17 protein-coding genes and 1 pseudogene are annotated in these 20,567 nt (G+C 42.6%); 8 read left to right on the top strand and 10 right to left on the bottom strand.

The genetic code is table 11. The features are described 5' to 3' along the window. Nucleotides 1-22: 22 nt before the first annotated feature. The gene (locus ACFFRD_RS15435; protein WP_179072292.1) at nt 23-448 is read right to left on the bottom strand and encodes a M48 family metallopeptidase; all 426 of its coding nucleotides are present in this window, start codon (nt 446-448) and stop codon (nt 23-25) included. Between the two features lie 907 nt (nt 449-1,355). Here ACFFRD_RS15435 and ACFFRD_RS15430 point away from each other — a divergent pair. Continuing rightward, nucleotides 1,356-1,574, top strand: a complete 219-nt coding sequence (locus tag ACFFRD_RS15430) for a DUF4327 family protein (RefSeq protein WP_012407469.1) — start codon at nt 1,356-1,358, stop codon at nt 1,572-1,574. 58 nt (nt 1,575-1,632) lie between these two features. Here ACFFRD_RS15430 and ACFFRD_RS15425 read toward each other — a convergent pair whose 3' ends face one another. The 4 genes from ACFFRD_RS15425 to ACFFRD_RS15410 form a co-directional block, all read right to left on the bottom strand. Beyond that, nucleotides 1,633-2,907 carry a protein kinase gene (locus tag ACFFRD_RS15425; RefSeq protein ID WP_392482218.1) on the bottom strand — a complete coding sequence of 425 codons (1,275 nt, stop codon included), beginning with the start codon at nt 2,905-2,907 and terminating at the stop codon, nt 1,633-1,635. A gap of 202 nt (nt 2,908-3,109) precedes the next feature. Next, nucleotides 3,110-5,101 carry a serine/threonine phosphatase gene (locus tag ACFFRD_RS15420; RefSeq protein WP_392482217.1) on the bottom strand — a complete coding sequence of 664 codons (1,992 nt, stop codon included), beginning with the start codon at nt 5,099-5,101 and terminating at the stop codon, nt 3,110-3,112. A gap of 244 nt (nt 5,102-5,345) precedes the next feature. Further along, nucleotides 5,346-6,557: a transposase gene (locus ACFFRD_RS15415; RefSeq protein ID WP_392475919.1), complete on the bottom strand. Its 1,212-nt coding sequence runs from the start codon at nt 6,555-6,557 to the stop codon at nt 5,346-5,348. A gap of 182 nt (nt 6,558-6,739) precedes the next feature. Further along, on the bottom strand, nt 6,740-7,531 hold the full coding sequence (locus ACFFRD_RS15410; RefSeq protein WP_392482216.1) for a basic amino acid ABC transporter substrate-binding protein: 792 nt from the start codon (nt 7,529-7,531) through the stop codon (nt 6,740-6,742). Nucleotides 7,532-7,758: 227 nt separating this feature from the next. Here ACFFRD_RS15410 and ACFFRD_RS15405 point away from each other — a divergent pair, with 227 nt between their 5' ends. Further along, nucleotides 7,759-8,958: a PLP-dependent aminotransferase family protein gene (locus ACFFRD_RS15405; RefSeq protein ID WP_392482215.1), complete on the top strand. Its 1,200-nt coding sequence runs from the start codon at nt 7,759-7,761 to the stop codon at nt 8,956-8,958. Nucleotides 8,959-9,159: 201 nt separating this feature from the next. Here ACFFRD_RS15405 and ACFFRD_RS15400 read toward each other — a convergent pair. Next, nucleotides 9,160-9,453: pseudogene (locus ACFFRD_RS15400) on the bottom strand (ISAzo13 family transposase); the annotation flags it as partial. 406 nt (nt 9,454-9,859) lie between these two features. On the opposite strand from ACFFRD_RS15400, the gene cbiD reads away from it, so the two are divergent. The 4 genes from cbiD to ACFFRD_RS15380 all read left to right on the top strand — a co-directional run bounded on the left by cbiD (nt 9,860) and on the right by ACFFRD_RS15380 (nt 15,126). After that, nucleotides 9,860-10,972, top strand: a complete 1,113-nt coding sequence (gene cbiD / locus ACFFRD_RS15395) for a cobalt-precorrin-5B (C(1))-methyltransferase CbiD (protein WP_392482214.1) — start codon at nt 9,860-9,862, stop codon at nt 10,970-10,972. 224 nt (nt 10,973-11,196) lie between these two features. After that, nucleotides 11,197-12,819: a glutamine-hydrolyzing GMP synthase gene (guaA, locus tag ACFFRD_RS15390; RefSeq protein WP_114082045.1), complete on the top strand. Its 1,623-nt coding sequence runs from the start codon at nt 11,197-11,199 to the stop codon at nt 12,817-12,819. 594 nt (nt 12,820-13,413) lie between these two features. Continuing rightward, nucleotides 13,414-13,818, top strand: a complete 405-nt coding sequence (locus ACFFRD_RS15385; RefSeq protein ID WP_392482213.1) for a response regulator — start codon at nt 13,414-13,416, stop codon at nt 13,816-13,818. A 474-nt stretch (nt 13,819-14,292) separates the two neighbouring features. Beyond that, nucleotides 14,293-15,126, top strand: a complete 834-nt coding sequence (locus ACFFRD_RS15380; protein ID WP_392482212.1) for a class I SAM-dependent methyltransferase — start codon at nt 14,293-14,295, stop codon at nt 15,124-15,126. A gap of 196 nt (nt 15,127-15,322) precedes the next feature. Here ACFFRD_RS15380 and ACFFRD_RS15375 read toward each other — a convergent pair whose 3' ends face one another. Then, nucleotides 15,323-16,228 (bottom strand): cation diffusion facilitator family transporter, encoded by a 906-nt coding sequence (locus ACFFRD_RS15375; RefSeq protein WP_392482211.1) that lies wholly within the window; start codon nt 16,226-16,228, stop codon nt 15,323-15,325. A 618-nt stretch (nt 16,229-16,846) separates the two neighbouring features. Here ACFFRD_RS15375 and ACFFRD_RS15370 point away from each other — a divergent pair. Both ACFFRD_RS15370 and ACFFRD_RS15365 read left to right on the top strand, forming a co-directional pair. Then, on the top strand, nt 16,847-17,593 hold the full coding sequence (locus ACFFRD_RS15370; RefSeq protein WP_392482210.1) for a 3-oxoacyl-ACP reductase family protein: 747 nt from the start codon (nt 16,847-16,849) through the stop codon (nt 17,591-17,593). Nucleotides 17,594-17,758: 165 nt separating this feature from the next. After that, entirely contained in the window at nt 17,759-18,112 is a 354-nt protein-coding gene (locus ACFFRD_RS15365; protein ID WP_012407482.1) for a hypothetical protein, read from the top strand. 501 nt (nt 18,113-18,613) lie between these two features. Here ACFFRD_RS15365 and ACFFRD_RS15360 read toward each other — a convergent pair. The 3 genes from ACFFRD_RS15360 to ACFFRD_RS15350 all read right to left on the bottom strand — a co-directional run bounded on the left by ACFFRD_RS15360 (nt 18,614) and on the right by ACFFRD_RS15350 (nt 20,551). Next, nucleotides 18,614-18,850 (bottom strand): DUF4327 family protein, encoded by a 237-nt coding sequence (locus tag ACFFRD_RS15360; RefSeq protein ID WP_012407481.1) that lies wholly within the window; start codon nt 18,848-18,850, stop codon nt 18,614-18,616. A 951-nt stretch (nt 18,851-19,801) separates the two neighbouring features. Then, nucleotides 19,802-20,221, bottom strand: coding sequence for a 30S ribosome-binding factor RbfA (rbfA, locus tag ACFFRD_RS15355; RefSeq protein ID WP_392482209.1), 420 nt, complete (start codon nt 20,219-20,221; stop codon nt 19,802-19,804). A gap of 123 nt (nt 20,222-20,344) precedes the next feature. Further along, nucleotides 20,345-20,551, bottom strand: coding sequence for a DUF751 family protein (locus tag ACFFRD_RS15350; protein WP_012407479.1), 207 nt, complete (start codon nt 20,549-20,551; stop codon nt 20,345-20,347). Between the last annotated feature and the right edge of the window lie 16 nt (nt 20,552-20,567).

Here is a 20,567-nt window from a genome sequence, read left to right as displayed (position 1 = left end):
CAAAAATATTTAAGTGAAATTATTACTTAGATTTGGGCTGCTTATTTGGGCTGCGATCGCTATTTCCCTCTTGCTTCTTAATCTGCTCTAATACAACTTTGTAATCTTGCCGATCGGGGTGCAACTTCACCAGCTTCTCCAAAAGTGTCATCGCACCCTTAGCATCCTTCAAGTGCAACCGCACTATAGACAGTTTCTCTAAAGCAAGTTGGTTTTCTGGTTCCCGTTGTAAAATCAACTCGTAGCCCTGCGCCTGTTGCTGTAATCCTGACTCAACAGAAGGAGACGCAGTTACTGGCTTAGGTTGACTAGCTTGTTGGATTGCCGGAATTACTGCAAACACCGTAGAACCAACAAACGACACTAACGACACTATAGTGACGATCTTTTGTCGCCGCTCAATCTGCTTTTTGCGGGAAATTAGGTATTCATCCCCCGAACCAGTCATGCTTTACATACTTGCTGTGGTAAATACTGAGATATTAGCAAGCCTCCCGTTTTGAGGATACCCATCTGCTCAACAGAAACTAACATCTTGGCTAAAAATTTTTACACAAACTTTAAAAGCTGACTCTGAAGACGAGGGAAATTTATGGTAAGCCCATGCTGTACAAACAATTTTGCTATGCGTAGTTTACCGCCGTAGGCATCGCTCCCATACTTCAAGCAAAAACCTCTCCTACGCCTAAACAGAGCCAAACCTAGAGGTCTTATTCTTTAGGCGGAAAATTAAAATTATATAAATATTTGCGATGATTCTGCCTAATGCCAGATGTTTGCGATATTCTAAATAACATTTAAATAAACAGAAATAGAGGACATTTCAACTAAACTGCAAATTTTCCTTGTCAGGCAAAAACTTTCAAACTAGCCCTTGTCATTCTTGGCTGTTTAAAAAGCAAACATATTATAGAATTTTCCTAGTCCTCCTCAGTCTCACTACTTAGCGCAACTTCCAGAAGGACTAATTATTTTCGTAGGTGTTCACAACAGATATCTGACAAAAGGTACTGTTGTACTCTCGTGCTTAAAGGCTAGAAGTTAAGGGGAAAAATAACATGGGGAAAGGTTAAAGGAAAAACAGAAGCATCCTTTATCTTTTAACCCTTACCCTGAACTTTTGTCTTGTTTCTGCAAAAAGTTTTAGGACTACTTGGTAAAATTGGAGTTTTGTGGTGGTAATTACCGTACAAAACCGAATTTACCAGTAATTTAGTAGAGTTTGTTATGGTATAGTTAAAAAGTTAAGACTAGCTTTACCAAAATTACACCACTCTACGACCCGGCAACAATTGCAGAATGGGAAGCAGTTTTAATTAAGTATTTACCAACAAAATCTGAATTCAATCGAGGTTATGACTCAGCAAGTGATTCACCCGATGGTGAAATTGCAGCGCAACGTGCAATCACTCATAGAATCGAATATTATCAAGCCAAGTGATAGCATCTGGAAAATCGCTTTGCTCTATGGTAATGAATGGCAGCACTGGAAACAGGAACTCCTAGACTTTGGCTTTAGTATGCAAGACCCAGTTAGTGAACTGCTAGCTGTAGAAACTTGGGATGAAGAATAGGTAATAGGCAATAGGGAGTAGAGATTTTTAATATTCACCACTCCCCATTCCCCATTCCCTAAACTTTACAAGCAGCTAAAGCCGCAGCTAATTCCTTTGCAGTTTGGTAGCGATCGCGTGGTAATGGTTCTGTAACGCGATCAATTACATCTCTTAATTGGGAACTGATGGTGGGAACTTTTGCCACATCAAACCTGAAGTTGCGCCCCTTTTGGCGATAATACTTAAACGGGTTTTCGCCTGTGAGCAGAAAAATCAGCGTTGGCCCAATTGCATACAAATCAGATTGAGTCAAAGGTTGTCCTCGTTCTTGTTCAGGAGCGCAATAACCTTCTGCACCAATCCGGGTACCGGGCGCTGTGCCAATTTCCTTAACTGCGCCAAAATCCAGGACTACTATGCGATTTAGTGAACTTCGCACCATTAAGTTGGCGGGTTTAATATCGCGGTGAATTAGTGGAGGTTCTTGGCTATGAAGATATTCTAAGATATCGCAGGTTTGGATCATCCAAGCGATCGCTTGGCTTGGCGTAACTGGCCCAGTTGTATAGACACGTTTCTCTAAATCTTGTCCGTGGATTAGTTCCATTGCCAAGTATTTTTTTCCGCCTTCGACAAAGAAGTCGTAATACTTGGGTATTCCCGGATGGTTAAGGGATTTGAGAGTATGCGCCTCCCGCTCAAATAATTCTTGAGCTTTGGCAATTTTTGCCATATCAGCATTCATTTGCTTCAACACCAGCAGTTGTGGGATACTCCCAATCTGACCAGCCCCATCCCAAGCGAGATAAGTAGTACCCATACCTCCTTGTCCGAGAGTTCGCAACACCTGATAATGACGAATTTTCTGTTGCACTGAAAGAGGTTGACCGCAGTGGATGCAAAACAGATTGTTCGGGGAGTTCCCTTCATGCGTACAAGTGTATTGACCTTGGGCTGAATAGACTGTTGCAACGGCGTTTTCTTCTGTTCCTTGTATTTGTTGTGGCGATCGCAAACCAGTTTCCAGTACTGTTACCTCCTGAATTTGGAATTGCAGTATTGGGCCTCCTTGTGCTAATTGCAAAAGGGAATTATCTGGTAACGGACTCTGAATCACAAGGACACCGTTGAGGAAAGTCCCATTTGTACCCTGACTAATCAGCCGCCAACCACTGCCATTGTCGGCAGAATCAACGTGTCTCAGTTCTAGATGATGCCGCGAAACTAAACTATCAGTTAAAACAACGTGATTATCTGTTGCTCGACCAATCCGAATTATGGAAGAGTTCTCAAAGCACCACTGCTGGAGGGGCGTTTTCTGTTGCGGTTCTAAGAGAGTCAGACTAACCACAATACAACCTACAAGGTAAATGGATTAGGGAATGGGGGATGGGGTATGGGAAAATGGGAATTAGGCATTAAACTATATGTAAATTAGGTCTCAGCCCCTGATTTATAAGGGTTTAAGGTTAATTTGAAGATATATCTACTGGGAATTAGTGATTCTTTTTATTACCCATTCTCAATTACCCATTCCCAATCCCCATTTATTTTTAACTTTCCAAATTTGGGCGTACTTTTGCCCGAATAAGTATACCAGTAATGTTGTCGTGACCATTGTATTGGTTTCCTAAATCAATTAATTTGGTAACACCTTGTTCTAAGTTAGCGCCCGAACTAAGCAAGGGTTCTAAATGAGTCTGCCAATGGGTTTCTAGTAAATCATTATCTGATAGACCGTCCGATGCCAAAAGCAGAAGAGTATCTTCATTAATCTCAAAAAAGCCTACATCAGGATTAATCGAATTTTCATCACGAGGCCCCAAAGCTTGGGTGAGTTGGTAGGCATCCGGGCGGGCGTAAGCTATGCTTGCTTCTACTCCTCGGGTAATTTCCCGTTGCCCAACTTCATGATCTACTGTGACTTGTTCTAATCCCCCCTTACGCGTCAAGCGATAGAGACGGCTATCTCCCACATGAGCAACTGCTGCTTGAGTATCTTGAATTAAGAGCATTACTAGAGTTGTACCCATACGCCCTACTCCAGAACGGGCATCTTGTTGATTGAGCTTGTAAATCGCCTCATTAGCTAAATATACTGCCTCACGAATGCTATCTTCTGTTGGCAATTGATTGGCAATCCAGTGTTCTTGAAAGTATTGCCGTAGGGTGTTGACTGCTAACTCACTGGCTATCTCGCCGCCAGCATGTCCACCCATACCATCGCAGAGAATATACAAACCATGCCCTTCTAGAACTCGACTTTTAGGGAACTCCAACTTTTGGATTTTGGTTTCAATACCAAAGTAGTCTTCATTGTGATGGCGTTGACGACCTACATCTGTGCGTCCTGCATCTTCCAAGCTACTTAACTGCATCGCCAGCACAACAGTTGGCATATCATCAATTTTGCTAATGATATCTTCTGGTTCGTCTGATTGCGGCATAGTCGGCACAGTAGTATTGTTCTCCTTTATTGGGGGCAAAGTTGCGGTTCCTAGTGCTTCCAGTTCAATAGAGATTTCCTCCAAACGCGATCGTAATTGTGCGATTGTGTGAATCTTACCTACATCTAAATCTCCCAACATTTGGACTACAGAGCCAAATTGAGTGCGTTGAGACTGCCTAAATAGTGCTTGCCAAACTCGCCCCAAAGCTTGAATGGTTAACGGCTCCTCTGGAATAGCAGATGTTTGGGCTTCGGCATCTTCTGGGGACTCGCTGACAGACAGAGAACTTGATGATTCCACATACAATCTTTGTAGCGCCAGCGTTTGGTCTTCATCCAATCGCAAATTTGATAAATCTAAAAGGCTTTGACGACAATTTACTGGTTCCAACAATGCCCAAAGTTGGGTCATTTGATAACACCAGTGCAAAATTTTTAACGAACTTGTTGTCTCTTCTTGCCATAAGTCAACTAAAGGCTGCCAATTTGAGCGGTCTTCAATTATTACTACCTGCATATCCCCCTGCTGCCATGCATCGTGAATCAGTGGTATCTCGCGCTGATTTTGAGAGTGTAAGGCAATATAAGGTTTCGCAAGGTGAGGAATTCCAGTTGCATCTACTGATGGCGTTAGTAAATCGGATTGCTGACTTACTAGTATTGCCTCAATTGGTGATATTTGATACGGCTGGCAGTCTAGAACTCTCACACCTGTAACAGTAATGGTGGCAGTTTCCGTTTGGGTAGGTAGCGGATCTAACAATTGATAGCGCTCTTGGGAGTCTAAATAAGAGCCTAATGCATGAGAACTAAGGGATAGAGGAGATGACGAGGATATTGCTTCTTCATCTTCCTCTAATCCCACATTTTCCTCATCTGTCTCTACTCCCAAAACTTCCCCAATCGTTTCTTTAGCAATAATTGCCCAAAACACTGTTCCACATTCCGTGCCACAGTTGTGACAAAGTAGTGCATTTACAGGTACATCTTCGGCGCTGCATTCAGGACAAACTTTGTGGGTCAGGGATGTGCCACAGCTTTGACAGAATTTATTGCTTTTGGGGTTTTCAAATTTACACTGAGGGCAAATCAGCATAGTGGAAGTTCCTTTATTCGCGCTCCAAGGTGCTTCTAGCCACTAAGATCAAAGGTGCCACAATTGGCTGTCCCTGACTAAAGTAGACCTACAAGAGATTGTAGTTTATCAATGAATTTTGGTGGCAGTATTAATTGTGACGCATATTAGATAAATATTTAATATATTGGCAACCAATTGCTTATGAATGGGGAATGGGGATAGGAGGCAGGGGAAGCAGCTTTCAAGGGTAGGTATTTAAAAATCAGGCAGTAGAGAGAGTGATTTGAGAAACATTAAGTTGTGGAGTAAAGCTTGGCCAAGGCTCAGGGAAAAAACCACCGATTGGTAATGGAAGACGATTAAGAACAGCGGCCTTAATCACTAAAAATCCACGGCGGAAGCAACTAAGCCAACGGTGAGGGAGACTATTTTTAAAATTGCGTCGTGCAATATGAGTTTGGGGTAATTCATCTAAACTACTAATAGGGAGATTTGCATCAACACAACCACCAACACTTACTTGCCATAAAATAGCGATCGCTATGGCTAACCAATGTCTTTCGGCACGTTTAGGGTCAGTGATTTTGGTTTGATGCCAATCAAAACCACCTCGTTTACCATCTTTAAACAGACACTCAATCCAAGAGCGCATAGAATACCAGCAAGCATCCGCAACCTCCGGCTGTAAATCAGTGAGAATTAACCAAGGTTCGGCATAGCCATCGTCATAGCGAGCTAATAAGGTACATTTGATTGAATTAGTTTTAAAACAAGTTATTAAGCCTTTGAATGACTGACCCACTTGTGGCACTAGAGTATTTAAAGGCTGCCAAGCATCCTGCCCCAAAACTTGAAACTGTCCAATTTGATTAATCCGCATAAACGGATGCCAACCATTGGATTGAATTTTTTCATACAGCCAAGGAGCGTAAAGTCCTCGGTCAGTGGTAACAATTACAAACCAATCTGCTGGGATGCTTTGGCTGATCTGGCTCAACAGTTTTTGCCAGTGCAGTTTCCAACTCCCTGGTTTAGTTGCTTCTACTATTTTCCAAGCAATAGGAATTCCGCAACCTCGGTAAACAATACTAATTGCTAGTACAGTAAAGCGATCGCTCAAAGTCGAGGCATCTGCTGCCAGAGCCAAACGCTTTTCGTTCTGCGGCCAAAGGCTTAAAATCCAGCACAGTAGTGGACTAAAACAAGTTGTAATATCTAATGAAGTCCGTCCTGTCTTCGTTTTATCCTCAGCATCTCGATACCATTCTCGCAGTTGCTGGCGCACAGTATTCTCTTTTTTACCCAGCAACTCTGCTAAAAATACTGAAACTGTTGTTAGTCCACTTGATTGAGTCATCACTATCCCAAAACTCCACATTGCCAGTACTACTGCTTGCGGCTTTGTGAGATTCGGCATTTTTTCTATGACTTTTCTAGTCCATTGTCTTAATTCCTCACTTTTTCCTATCTGCATTTACCCTCCTACAGCCTTTAATTCTGCTCCGCATCTGCCTTGTATATTTTTGCGGACTGACATCAGTTCTGTATTTTACCTGTTAATTTGCCCCTTTCTTAAATACCTACCTTTGAAAGAGGGGAAGCAGGGGAGCAGGGGAGTAGAGGAGAATACCAATGCCCAGTCCCCAATGCCCAATGTCAAGAGCTTGGCAATTGAGGGGGTTCTGCGTTTAACCATTTTTGATAAATTTGCTTGTAAGTTCCATTGGATAACAAAGTCTCTATACCTTTGTTTATTGCATCTAAATGGGGGGAGTCTTTAGGTGTAGCAATCCCGTAGTACTCTTCAGTGAGCAGATCGGCAACAACTCTGATGCCTTTGAGTTTGCCATTTTTAATCGCATACAAAGTTGCAAAAGCATCGCTAACCACAGCATCAACGTTGCCATTGAGCAAGTCTTGGAAAAATTCTGGCCCAGAATTAAAAGTACTAATTTTGGCATTGGGGATGGTTTTGGCAAAATCTGCCCCGGTGGAACCAATTTGTACAGCGATTTTTTTACCTTTGAGACTGTTGAAGTCTTGAATCTTTTGATTGTCTTCGCGGACAGCGATCGCTAGTCCGGCTTTAAAATAAGGTCGTGAAAAAGCAATTGTTTTCAGGCGTTCGGCGGTAATGGTGATTCCGCTAATTGCCGCATCAACTCTTTTAGCTTGCAAAGTCGAGATCATGCCATCAAAAGGTAGACTTTCAAACTTGACTGCAAAACCTGCTACTTTAGCGACCGCATTCATCAAATCAATATCAAAACCTTCCAAGTCCCCGCTAGCCTTTTGAATTTCAAAAGGGACAAAGGTGGGATCTGTTGCCACCCGAAGAGGTATAGCATCTGAGTTATTAGTAGGATAGAAATTTTTACAGGCAATAATCAGTAGCAGACAGCCTAAGCTTAAAATTAGCTGCTGCCACTTGAGGTTAAATGATTTCACTGTAGTAATTCCGTTCTATCAGTCAAAATTCACGATAGTTGTCATGATGTTATAAGAAAGAATACATCCGTCAGTAGCCACAATCCACCATGAATGCTGGGCGACTAACGAAAGTTTCAGACCCCCACTCTCGTTAAAAGTTGAGATCAGAGGAAGCTTCCAATCTCGGTTTTCGCCAATAACCTTCTTGTGTGTTCTGTACTCTGACTTCCAATTTTTAATTACTTATGGTTTCTACAACCCCTGCTTACCGAATTACTGATTTGTTCGCCGAACGCGCAAAGAACCTTGCACCACCAACTTACGGTACAGAGTTAAGCAAAATCGTCACCGTCAGCTTTGCCTACGGTCTAGCCGATCCAATTCTCTTTCCTCACACTGACTTGGCTGCTGCAAGTGCCGTTGTGCTGGCAGAAGAGGCTCCGATCGCTCTCAATTACGGCCCGCCTTCCGCTCAACTGTATGAGCAAATTATCCTCCGCTTGCAGGCGAAGGGAATTGCTGCCGATCGCGATCGCCTAATCATTGGCTACGGTTCTGGTCAAATTCTCGGCTTGCTACCAGATGTGTTTGTGGAACCTGGTGATGTAGTAATTGTCGAAGGGCCAACCTTCTTGGGAGTAGTTACCAGATTTGTCCACGCTGGCGCACGCATAATTACCATTCCTGTGGATGAGTTAGGGATGGATGTAGATGCGCTAGAAGTAACATTGAACGATTTAAAAAAACAGGGCATCCGACCCCGATTTATTTATACTATTCCCACCTTTCATAATCCCACAGGTGCTACTATGCCGTTATTTCGCCGCCAAAAACTGGTAGCATTAGCGGCTGAGTATGGCGTTCTAATCGTGGAAGACGATGCTTATAGCGATTTGCGCTTCCGAGGAGAAACTATGCCCTCCCTGGCAACTCTCGACCAAGAGGGGTGGGTATTATATGTGAGTACCTTCTCGAAAATTATTGCGCCTGGTATCCGGCTAGGCTGGGCTTGTGGCGATCCAGCGATTATTGAGCGGCTGGCGATGTTCAAAAGTGAGGGGCCTGTGGGGCCATTTGTTAGCCATGTAGTTGCCCGCTATTGTGCTACAGGGAAACTAGACAATCACATTCAAGAGCTAATTGCCTGCTATAAACATAAATGTAATTTGTTATTAGAAGCGATCGCTCAAGAGTTTCCCAGTGATGTAGTTGCTCTGCGTCCCGATGGCGGCTTTTTCGTTTGGTGTAAATTGCCACCAGATATCAGCGCTAAAGCACTTCTGATGGCTGCCAGTGAACACGGCATCAGTTTTCTGCCAGGGACTCGCTGCTACGCCAATGGACAAGGGGATGATGCCATTAGGTTAGCTTTTAGCTTTCAGCCAACACAGAAGATTGTTGAGGGAATCGCTACATTAGGAGCGGTATTGCGCGGATTGAGGTAATTCGTAATAACGCTCTCTATGAGATGCTCTTGCTAGCTTGCTTCTCCCAAAAATCGAGATTTGGAATTTGTTAAATATCAACCCAAATCTCAACCGTAAGACACTTTGGATTAATCTCCACACCCACTTGACATTTTAGCGATCGCTTTTAGGGCAATATAGTTCAGTTAAGAGAACTCCACAGAAAAGATGATCCAATAGCTATACTGGTTTAGCAAAAATTTCCACAAACCATTTTTTGAGATTGGGGAGTCGGTTAATCTGGGTTTCAATTTCTTCCATAGCTGAAGTTGTAAGTTTAACTCCTGTGGAGTAAACTTTTTCTACTAGTGTGGCAACCGGATTTTTCCCCTTAAATGTGAGAGTTTGGGCAAAATTCAGTACGGTCTCAACGGTGTCAAGTAAACTACCATTCCAATGCTGTTCTAACCAACCTCATCTTCGTTCTATTGGGTTGTATTTGCTATGATACGGCGGATAATAAGCAAGTTGTAACTGATGTAAAGAGATTTTAGGTTCTCGGTGAGTTGAATGACGGATACGGCGGGGTGGTTCCTGGTTCAACGAATCGGTAGACTGTCGCGCTGCCTACCGCCTCTCTCTCTTTCCCACGAGCCGCTACTACAGTCTCGGTTTTCGGGTTGTGTGTTCGGTTTTTCCAGGACTCTTTTAGCCCTTTAATCTCTTTCTCTTTTGCCCTCTACTCTTTTTTCTTTACCCTTCTTTTGCGCGAAGCGCGTTCAAAATTTTTTCATATTTCTTCCATCGGCAATCAATAAATATTGCGCGATCGCTCATAGGGGTAACTGACCCCTACAATAGTTTTTTGGGACAGGCATCGGTAAACGGGGCGGTTCCTGGAACAACTTTGAAGAATTATTTTAACTTTTCAATTTACAAAATGTCCCGTTCTGGATACACACTCCCGGTTTTTGCGTGTGCTGCTGCTGTTGCAGCTTTACACTGGTTACACGATCGCAAACCCCTAACTTTAGCGTCTGTAGATTTGATTGAACCGACTCAAATCGCCGAAATCCCAATTGAACAGGTAGCAGGATTATCTGAGAATACAGCTTTAGCAATAACCCGTAGCGATCCCGGTGATAATCTTGATCTGACTAAAGATACACCGATTTGGGCATTGGTGGAATGGCGAGAAGAGGGGGAGACTGTAATTATTAAAGGCGGGGAAGGGATTGGCAGACAGATGAATGCTGATGACAAACCTGCTATTTATGCTTATGCTCAAAGGCTTTTAAAAGAAAACTTGCAACGAATACTAGCACCAGGGGAAAAAATCACGGTGACGATTATTCTACCTGAAGGGCGATCGCTAGCTGTTCGAACTTCAAATTCTGCTTTTGGTGTGGTTGAAGGACTTTCGCTTTTAGGCACAACCGGTATTTCTCAACCTTTGAGTACACCAGATCAGCTTGCAGTCTTTCGGGCGGAATTACAAAATAAAGCCAGTCGTTTTGAGAGTTTAGTATTCTGTATCGGCGAGAATGGCCTAGATTTAGCGCGTAAACTAGGGATTAATCCCGAACAATTGGTCAAAACTGCTAACTGGCTCGGCCCAATGTTAGTAGAAGCTGATGTGCTAGGCGTGAAAGAAATTTTATTATTTGGCTATCACGGTAAGCTGATGAAATTGGCGGGGGGAATTTTTCATACCCATCACTACTTGGCTGATGGACGGCGGGAAATTTTGGCCGCGCACTGTGCGATCGCAGGTTTAAAATCACCAGATATCCAAGCTGTGTTTAACAGTGCTACCGCAGAAGCAGCACTAATATATCTAAAATCGCTAGATGCTTCAACCAACAGTGATTGGGTAAATCAAGTTTACAGTGCGATCGCAGAAACTATCGATGTTCGTTCCCAAGAATACATTCAAAGCCATAGCGAAAGGGGCACAGAGGTTACAGTCTGTGGCTCAATTCTCTTCGATCGCGATCGCAAAATTATCGTGAAGAGTAAAACTGCTGGTCTGTTGATGGGAAAATTATGTTAATTTATTATGAATAATCGTAAACAATCCAAATAAATAATCTTTTAAGTAACCACTCTAGGGTAAGTTTATCGTTTTCATACCATCTCTAGCTCCGGGACTAGACCAACGCACATAACCTCGCGTTTGTCTAGGGCTTCTATACCATTATCAGCCTAAGCAGGCTGAATAATAGCATCACCATAGACCATAAAGCATCTATCCTTAACAGACATAACACTTCCATCATGAATACAGTGGTGACTCTACCGACAGAACAAGCGCCCCAAACATTGGAAAATGTTGGGCGACTTGATCGCCAATTAATTATAATTCTGGACTTCGGCTCTCAATATTCTGAGTTGATTGCCCGTCGCATCCGCGAGACTCAAGTATACTCTGAAGTTTTATCCTATCGCACTACTTCTGAACAATTGCGCCAACTTAATCCCAAGGGAATCATTCTCTCTGGTGGACCGAGTTCGGTTTATGGTGACAACGCTCCCCATTGTGACCCAGAAATCTGGAATTTGGGAATACCCGTCTTGGGTGTCTGCTATGGGATGCAGCTAATGGTAAACCAACTCGGTGGTGAAGTGGCAAAGGCTGACCGAGGTGAGTACGGCAAAGCATCATTATATATTGACGATCCCACAGATTTACTTACTAACGTCGAAGATGGCACTACTATGTGGATGAGTCACGGAGACTCAGTTACCCAAATGCCATCAGGGTTTGAATTGCTGGCACATACAGAAAATACCCCCTGTGCTGCGATCGCCGACCACGAAAGGAAACTTTACGGAGTTCAATTCCATCCAGAAGTGGTGCATTCTCTTGGTGGCATAGCATTAATTCGTAATTTTGTCTACCATATCTGCGATTGCGAACCCACTTGGACAACTGCGGCTTTTGTTGAAGAGGCAATTCGGGAAATTCGCACCAGAGTTGGCGAGAAGCGAGTGCTTTTGGCACTATCTGGGGGAGTTGATTCTTCTACCCTGGCGTTCTTGCTGTATAAAGCCATTGGTGAGCAACTAACTTGCGTGTTTATCGATCAAGGCTTTATGCGAAAGTATGAGCCAGAGCGATTGGTAAAGCTGTTCCAAGAGCAGTTTCACATTCCTGTGGAGTATGTGAATGCACGCGATCGCTTTTTAGCTAAGGTTGCTGGTGTTACAGATCCTGAAGAAAAACGCCGCCGCATCGGACACGAATTTATCAACGTATTTGAGGAAACCTCCAAGCGCCTTGGTCATTTTGACTATTTAGCTCAAGGGACTCTTTATCCAGATGTCATCGAATCTGCTGACACCAATGTTGATCCCCAAACTGGTGAACGGGTAGCGGTAAAAATTAAGAGTCATCACAATGTTGGCGGTTTGCCGAAAGACCTAAGATTTAAATTGGTGGAACCACTGCGGAAACTATTTAAAGATGAAGTCCGCAAAGTTGGGCGTTCCATTGGTTTACCAGAAGAAATTGTCCAACGACAACCTTTTCCTGGGCCTGGTTTGGCAATTCGCATTTTGGGGGAAGTTACATCAGAGCGGTTAAATATTTTGCGCGATGCTGATTTGATTGTGCGGCAAGAAATTAACCAACGCGGTATGTATCATGATTTCTGGCAAGCGTTTGCTGTATTGTTGCCAATTCGTAGTGTTGGCGTTATGGGCGATCAACGTACTTACGCTTACCCCATTGTCTTGCGAATTGTTACCAGTGAAGATGGCATGACTGCTGATTGGGCCAGAGTCCCTTACGATGTCCTCGAAGTGATTTCCACGCGGATTGTGAATGAAGTAAAAGGGGTGAATCGGGTGGTTTATGACATCACCTCTAAGCCACCTGGAACCATTGAATGGGAGTAATTAAGTTTTGAGTTGAGTTAACTAAAAGCTCATCACTCTTTCTGATTATTCAGGTTATTTGCAGTAATTTAGATTCACATATTTTAAATGGCAATGCCGAGCTGACTCGTTTTGAGTTTTGGCATTGTCTATTTTTTTGGCTATAGCTTTGGTAAGCTACTCTACATTTAACTTAAATAGTTATGGCAGGTAGGATGCCCATCCTACAAGAGCTTGATTTAATTTATGCAATCTAGATGTTTTTAGATTTCTAGCAAAATGTCATAGTTGCTAAATTTAAAAGCCCCAGCAAAATCGCAAGTTTTTCGTAATAAAATAGGCAGCGATTATCAAAAGAAATTTGTAAAATAAATTATTTGTGAAAGTGAATTTCTAAATATAAATGAATTTAAACACAAATATAATTTTATCCAGTCAAGAATTATAAATTCCAGCGAATAATTAACCATCAATTAGATGGTGGCTAGACGAATTGAATTATTGTCTAGGAAAATAGGCGCGATCGCAGTAAAATTATCAAGGGTGTGGTAAAAGACAAAAAACCAGCAGCTCATTAGAAATAACTTTCATTTGATAAACATTTATGGAGATGTTATGGAACCTCCTCTCCCCCTTGCTGGCTTAAACATCCTCGTCGTTGATGATGATGACGATAGCCGCTTTTACATTACTACCGTGTTAGAAGCTGATGGAGGCACCGTTATGGCAGTTCCATCGGCGGCGGTAGCATTGAAAGTACTACCTGAGTTGCAGCCAGATGTCTTAATTTGTGATATTGCTATGCCTGGTGAAGATGGTTACACCCTTATCCGCAAGATCCGGGCGCTGAAGCCTGATATTTGGGAAAAACTCCCTGCGATCGCTTTAACTGCTTATGGCGATAGTGAGTATCGTAGCCGTGCTTTGGAAGCGGGTTTTCAGACTCATGTACCTAAACCAGTCGATCCCGGAGAACTAGTTGCGATCGTCGCAGAATTGGTTGCTTCTTATGAGAGTTAATACAAATCTTGTAGAGAGCGTGATTTTGAATTTTGAATTGTTAACTTTCCGCTCTCTCATTTTTTGAATCTGCTCGATTTGAAGCGATATTATGTTTGACAAAGATTCTAAACTCTACAAATGAGTTTTATTGTCCTTTGTTTATGAGCGATCACTACTTGAATAAAACTAAAAGGTTCGATTACTGCCTTGAACAAGACTGAAAGACAAATTTTGTTGTCAGTAAAATTTTCGCTTTTAGTCAAAATTAGAATATTTTTGAGCGCAAATTTGCGTGACACTAATCAAATAAACATTACCACTTTAATAATCTCAATAATACTTATTCCATAAACACTCTAAGTCAAAGGCTTCAGCATTATCTCCTGTCCGAAAGCTCACTGTTCCTTACCAGGATAACAGTATCAATTGCTATTGCTACTGATGTGATGTATAAACTAATGTAGCCTGTATTGTCATTTGACAGTTTAACTCATGAGTCAAGAAACTTTTACAGATTCCTCTGCAAACTACAAATTTACTGAAGATAATTTTGCTGTACCAGATGAAGAATTTTCCCTAAAATACTTTGAGGCACAAGTCACAAAATCCGATATGTACTGGAGGCGCTTTGGCGGTCGTCCAGACTTCTCCGGTAAAGTTGTCCTTGAGATCGGCTGTGGATATGGTGCACTGTGCATTGATGCAGCCATTTCCGGAGCGCGGCGGGTAATCGGTCTTGACCTCATAAGTAGCCGGATCGAATTTGCGCGCAATATCGTCGCAGAACGCTACCCAGAGATTGCAGACAGAATAGAGTTTCATCACTTGGATATTGACAACCTGACGACGCTTGACGGCCAGGTTGATTTCGTAATTTCCAAAGATACTTTTGAACACATCATGGGCATAGAGCGAGTTCTTCTTTCAATAAAACGAGTTCTACGGCAAGGGGGCTTACTAATAACTGGTTTTAGCCCACTTTATTACAGTCCTTTTGGCGATCATGGATATCATGCAATCGGAAAGCGCATCAGGCTACCGTGGGCGCATCTCATTATTGGCGATGAGCGTGTTGTTGCAGCTTATAATAAGTACCATCCCGGAATCGAGTGCCATTCGATCTATGACCTTGGACTCAATAAACTCAAGCGCCGCGACTTCCTGAAAGCCTTTGATCAAAGCGGATTTGTGATTGTTAGCGAGACTACAAATGCTTTTGAAGGGGCTTCCAAATTGATGCCGTTGTTTCGCTTTCTGAGTAAAATTCCTGGACTCGAAGACTATACAACAGTCAATATGTACGTTATGGCCCGTAAGACCTATTAACTCATCTCTATGGTGTACACACAAGTCCTAAAATCCTTGTTTGGTAAGATACAAGTCTTAGTAGCCAAGGTTTTGAGTTTATTATCAATAGTGTTAGTTAATTGATAATAAACTTAATGGAAAATCAACTCTTTTAAAAATTATTTTTCGTTCTTTTCCCTCTATTTGATTTCCAACTCCACTTGTGTGAACACAACTATTTCAATCCAGTTTCAAAGCTAATTTGCTCAGACTTATATGCTGGTGGCTCTACGTGAATTAAAATCCTCACTGGACGGAACCTTTCTTCTAATCGGCTTTCTACTTCTTCGGTGATGTGGTGAGCGGTTTCTACGTCTGATGCATCTACTATTAAATGCATTTCAATAAATACCTGACGACCAAGAACACCGCGAGAAGCAATATCATGACAGTTAATTACACCTGAAACAGAAGTAGCGATCGCATGAATTGCTTCTGGTGCGATCGCCATTTGATCCACAAGCCAAGGCAAATTTTCTTTTAAAACTGACCAGCCACTCCAAAATACCAACAAGGCGACAGGGAAAGCTAACACCAAATCCATCCATTGATAACCTAGCCAAACTCCGATCAAACCGCCAATTACAGAGATTGTCACCCAAATATCACTCATGGTATGTGTAGCGTCAGCTATGAGGATTGAGCTACCTACCCGCTTACCCACAGCACGTTCGTAAAACGCCACAAAAATATTCACGCCCAGCACAATTAGTAATAACCACAACTCCGGTGGCGATATTCTCACAGGTTCACCACCACCTTTGAGAATTCGTTCGATTGCTCCTTGCAGAATTTCAAAACAAGCTATTCCTAAAAATGAGGCTATTCCTAAAGCCCCCACAGCTTCAAACTTGCTGTGTCCATAGGGATGTTCGCGATCGGGCTGTGGAGAAGAAAATTTACTTGCAATTAATCCTAAAACGTTGTTGGCGCTATCTGTCACACTATGCAAGGCATCAGCTAGCAAGCTCAACGAACCTGTCCAGTAACCCACAAGTGCTTTCAATCCCATTACAAACAGGTTGAGTAGTAGGGTAATAATTAAAACTTTTCGTACTTCGGCGCGGTTATCGTAAACCATAGATAATTTATCACATCAAGTTCTATGACTTCTAATGTAGAACTCAAAACATAAATAAACACAAATAAAATGTATCAAAGTCTTACGCAGTAAGAATTAAGTCTCTCTATAGGCTCTATCTTTTTTACCATTCTGTTGAGATTATTTATAGCTAACAACAGCTACAAGCTTTATAGCTATTAGTAATGCCTTTATAAATAACAGCATATTTTTAGCATTAATTCCAGAAATATTTTAATTAATTTTGTTATTTCTACATCTAGTTACTCCAAACAAAATTGTATCCAGAGATATTATGACGACCATCAGTGGTGTGTACTTACTTAGGATAACTGACGAGTGAAGGAGTTTTATTTACTACCTGACAAGGATAAAGAAGCCTGTGCTTCATTCAAAAAATAGTCAAAATTTGAGCAGCAAAATCGAAAAATATTTACAGGTTTTGGAATAATTTAGTAAACCTAGAGGTAAATTTTCGCGTTCCCCTCGCTAAAAATAAATTAACAAGCCAGAGTAATGAGTAAAAATTTAATCCTCTTACGAGTTTGAGTAAGAACTTAAGCCATATAATTCCAAAGGTCAATTTTCCTCAGACGGCAAGTTTCAATCACGAATATTATGAGTACCAAAAAACTTACAGGTAAGGTGGCATTGGTAACAGGCGGCTCACGCGGTCTGGGAGCAGCGATCGCCAAACGTCTCGCAAACGATGGTGCAGCCGTCGCCCTCACCTACACTAGCTCTCCGCAAAAAGCCGACGAGGTGGTGCTTGCCATCGAAACGGCTGGTGGAAAAGCCCTGGCTCTTCGCGCCGACAGTGCCAATGTCGAAGCCGTGAAAAACGCTGTTGCCGAGACAGTGAAAGCCTTTGGTCGTCTTGACATCCTTGTGAACAATGCGGGGGTCGCCACTTTAGCCCCAATCGATCAATTCTCAATGGATGATTTTGATCGGCTGATCGCGGTTAACATCAAGGGTGTCTTTGTGGCAACTCAGGAGGCTGTCCGCCACATGGGTGAGGGCGGACGGATCGTTATGATTGGCAGCGTCAACAGTGACATAATGCCTTTTGCTGGCGGCTCCGTTTACGCTTTAACCAAGGGTGCGATCGCAAGCTTCACACGCGGTCTTGCCCGCGATCTCGGCCCTCGTGGCATCACGGTGAACAATATTCAACCCGGCCCGATAGACACTGACATGAATCCGGCGGAAGGCCCCTTTGCCGACACTATGAAAAGTATGATTGCCCTCCAACGGTATGGTCGAACAGAAGAAGTCGCCGAGATGGTTTCCTATCTCGCCAGTGCAGAAGCTGGTTTCATTACCGGTGCAAGCCTGAAGATTGATGGTGGCTTTGCAGCCTGATAAAGCAGAACCAAGAAAAATCCGATCGTGTAAATCTGTGTGGCGACAATATCAGCGCTTGGGGGTGCATCCTCAAAAAATTGGGCTTCGCCGCCGTCGATCTCGGCGGCTTCGTCTCTTCTTCCGGTAAGATTAGTACTTATCAATAAGCTTTAATAAAAACTTATGTCTTCAATTCCTCTAACATTGAACCTAATTGAAGGTTCTGTCTCCTTCAGTTTTTCACCCCAAGCAGCACGAGAATTAAAGACAGCGACAGATCAACTGATGGAGCGCCTGAAAGCTGTCGCCGCTAAACCCACTCCTGGCGGTGGTAAAGTCACTCCCCAGCCTCCAATGGAATATCGTTATACGGGTGAAGTATTTTTAGAAATTTTCTGTAATCCTAATATCTGGCCAACGCCTTTCGCAGCCAAAGTTTTGCTCACTGTCCGCAACGTCAACATCCGCTTGACTACTGAAGCTGAACTTACCCGTATTATTGAAGACATTAATCAATATTTAGAGCAGGTCGGATAATCGTTTATATAATTGTTTCTCTGCTTTTAGAGATTTTTTAACAAATAATCCTATACAAATTTGGGATTTTGCGAAAGTTGAGCCAGTTACTTGCGGAGGTCTCCTCTATTGTCGCAACTGGTGTCGATTAGCCCGACTGAGCAAACTTTTCCAGACGGATTCTACCTTTGAACAGTAAGCGATGCTGTCAATTGCGAGTCAAAAGTGAAGTTCCTACACTTCTATCGGATCAATGTAGGAGCTTCACCGAATTTACATATTAAACTCAAGCTGTAGCACCAGATATACAGAAAAAATGGTTCTGATGCCTTCTTTAACTTGAAAACTTATATAAATTAAGACTCCAATGCTTCTGTGTTAATGAAAAACGCAAGATTCTTTATGGGGCAATGCTCATTAAAAACCAGAGATTATCCCCCAAATTGGGCGTAGGATCGTTGACTGTGACATCCACACATCGAAAATTAACCCCCAACCCCAAACCCGAAATCAAACATTGATTTAGTCGTTGTCCCACTGTTCACGACCAATTAGGTCGCCAATGCGATCGCGCAACAAAAAGTCACATTTCTCTAATTCACATTCAACGCAAACCCACTCTCTCGCTGGAATGTATTGGCAAAGGGTATATATTGGCTGTTGTCGGCTAATCATTCCCTTTTGCACCAGTCGACGTGCTTCGTCTTGGATCAAATCGAGAGAGTAGTAATTGATAGAAGGCACCGTATTCACACTCATGGTTTTTACTCACAAATTAACACTTACGATAGTGTTCCCGTTAATAATTAGGAACAAACATTACAGAAATTAGACTTGTGGCTAGTATTTTGTAGTTTGCTATACGGAACTATTTTTATTTTGACGCTAGATATCCTGAAATTATCTCAAGAAATGTTAAGAAAGTCAACGAATCCTGACATTTATCAAAAATCTGCTTTACAAAAAAAATTCCGAGTAGTTAACTTAACCTGCTATGGCGGTTGTATGGTTTTTATGCAACAAGTCTGAAAGTCTTGCCATTACTGTATTTAGGCAAGATTCGCTGGGTGGTAAGAATTCATATTGCAATCGCTTACATATCAAATAATCACCTTAAAGCCGGATCTAGAACTGCTGGTATTTATCTAAGGGTAAACAACACAAGAATATTTGTCAGATACTACGGTATAAACTGTTGCAAAACATAACGGCTAAAGTACACTACGAAGGCTTTTACCCTATCATCTGTTAACAATTTCTTAAGTAAAATTGCAATTGCTTAGTTATTTTCAGCACTAATATTACACAGTTTTCTTTTGATCAACATCTGTAGAAGGGTGGAGTAAAGGCAGGAGGAGCAAATCAGTTGGGGATTCAACCCCTAAGATTTGAAGCCACCATTGCGTTAGCTTCCCGCAGGGTACAGCCAAAACCACAATTTTCAGTTAGCGGCAATTCACGCAGACGCATACTCCTAGTAGTACGCCAAGGGAACTTGGCGGGGTAAAAGGGAAGGGGGCAGGGGTCCCTTACCCTTTTCCCTTTCCCCTTTCCCCCTTCCCCTTCTTGATAAAGCGTATAGATGCAACTACCGATCGCTGAAGTAGGTTATGGTTACATTAAAACAGACGCGATCTAGTCACGTCTGTAAACTGTTTGGCGGATTTGCTGAGATTAATTGTTCTGAAGTTACATTGTTATTTAAGTTACTTATTCACTAAATGATTCATCATCTTCATCTGTGCTGTCTTCTACTGCTAACAGGTGTTCTGGTGGACGATCGTGATTGAGTTGGCTTAGTAGTGCCAGTACCTTGTTACCGCGTTCTATGGAACGATCTTCGAGAAAGATGACCTCTGGTGTACGACGTAGCCGTACCCGCGCCCCAAGTTCACTGCGGACGTAACCTGTGGCTGACTTTAAGCCTGCCATTGTTTCTACCTTAGCTTCATCTGTACCATAGATACTGACGTAGATTTTGGCGTGTTGGAGATCGCCAGAAACATCAACATCAGTCACACTTACCATTCCTGTACCCACACGGTCATCCTTAATGCCGTTGAGCAGCATTTGGCTAACTTCCCGTTTGATCAATTCTGCAACGCGGGAAACCCGGCGATTTGTAGCCATAAAAATTTCGCCTCCTGACAGAGGTTGTACGACAAAAATAGATGCAATTTGGGTAGACAGTACTTAGCGAAAGCAACGCCAAGAGCAACCGTCTGTAGGGCATAGCCCCGATATAACGCTAGTCTAGATTGCACTCAAGCCCAGCATTGCCCGTAGGGTGAAAGTAAGAAAGACTAGGCTGCTCACAAATAAACCTAAGAGGGCGATTAAGGTAACAGGGCGCTTCAACAGTGGCACTAATGGCGCAAAGGTGTTCAAAAACAGCCCTAAGACTATAGTAATTAAGTAGCGGGGGTAGCGAAAGACGTTATCCCAAAATCCGTCAAACATCTGAATCTAAACTGCC

It is taken from the genome of Nostoc sp. C110 (assembly GCF_043099725.1).
GTDB lineage: Bacteria > Cyanobacteriota > Cyanobacteriia > Cyanobacteriales > Nostocaceae > Nostoc > Nostoc muscorum_A.
Note: the sequence above shows the minus strand (reverse complement) of the source record. Positions and strands in the feature narration are given on the sequence as shown.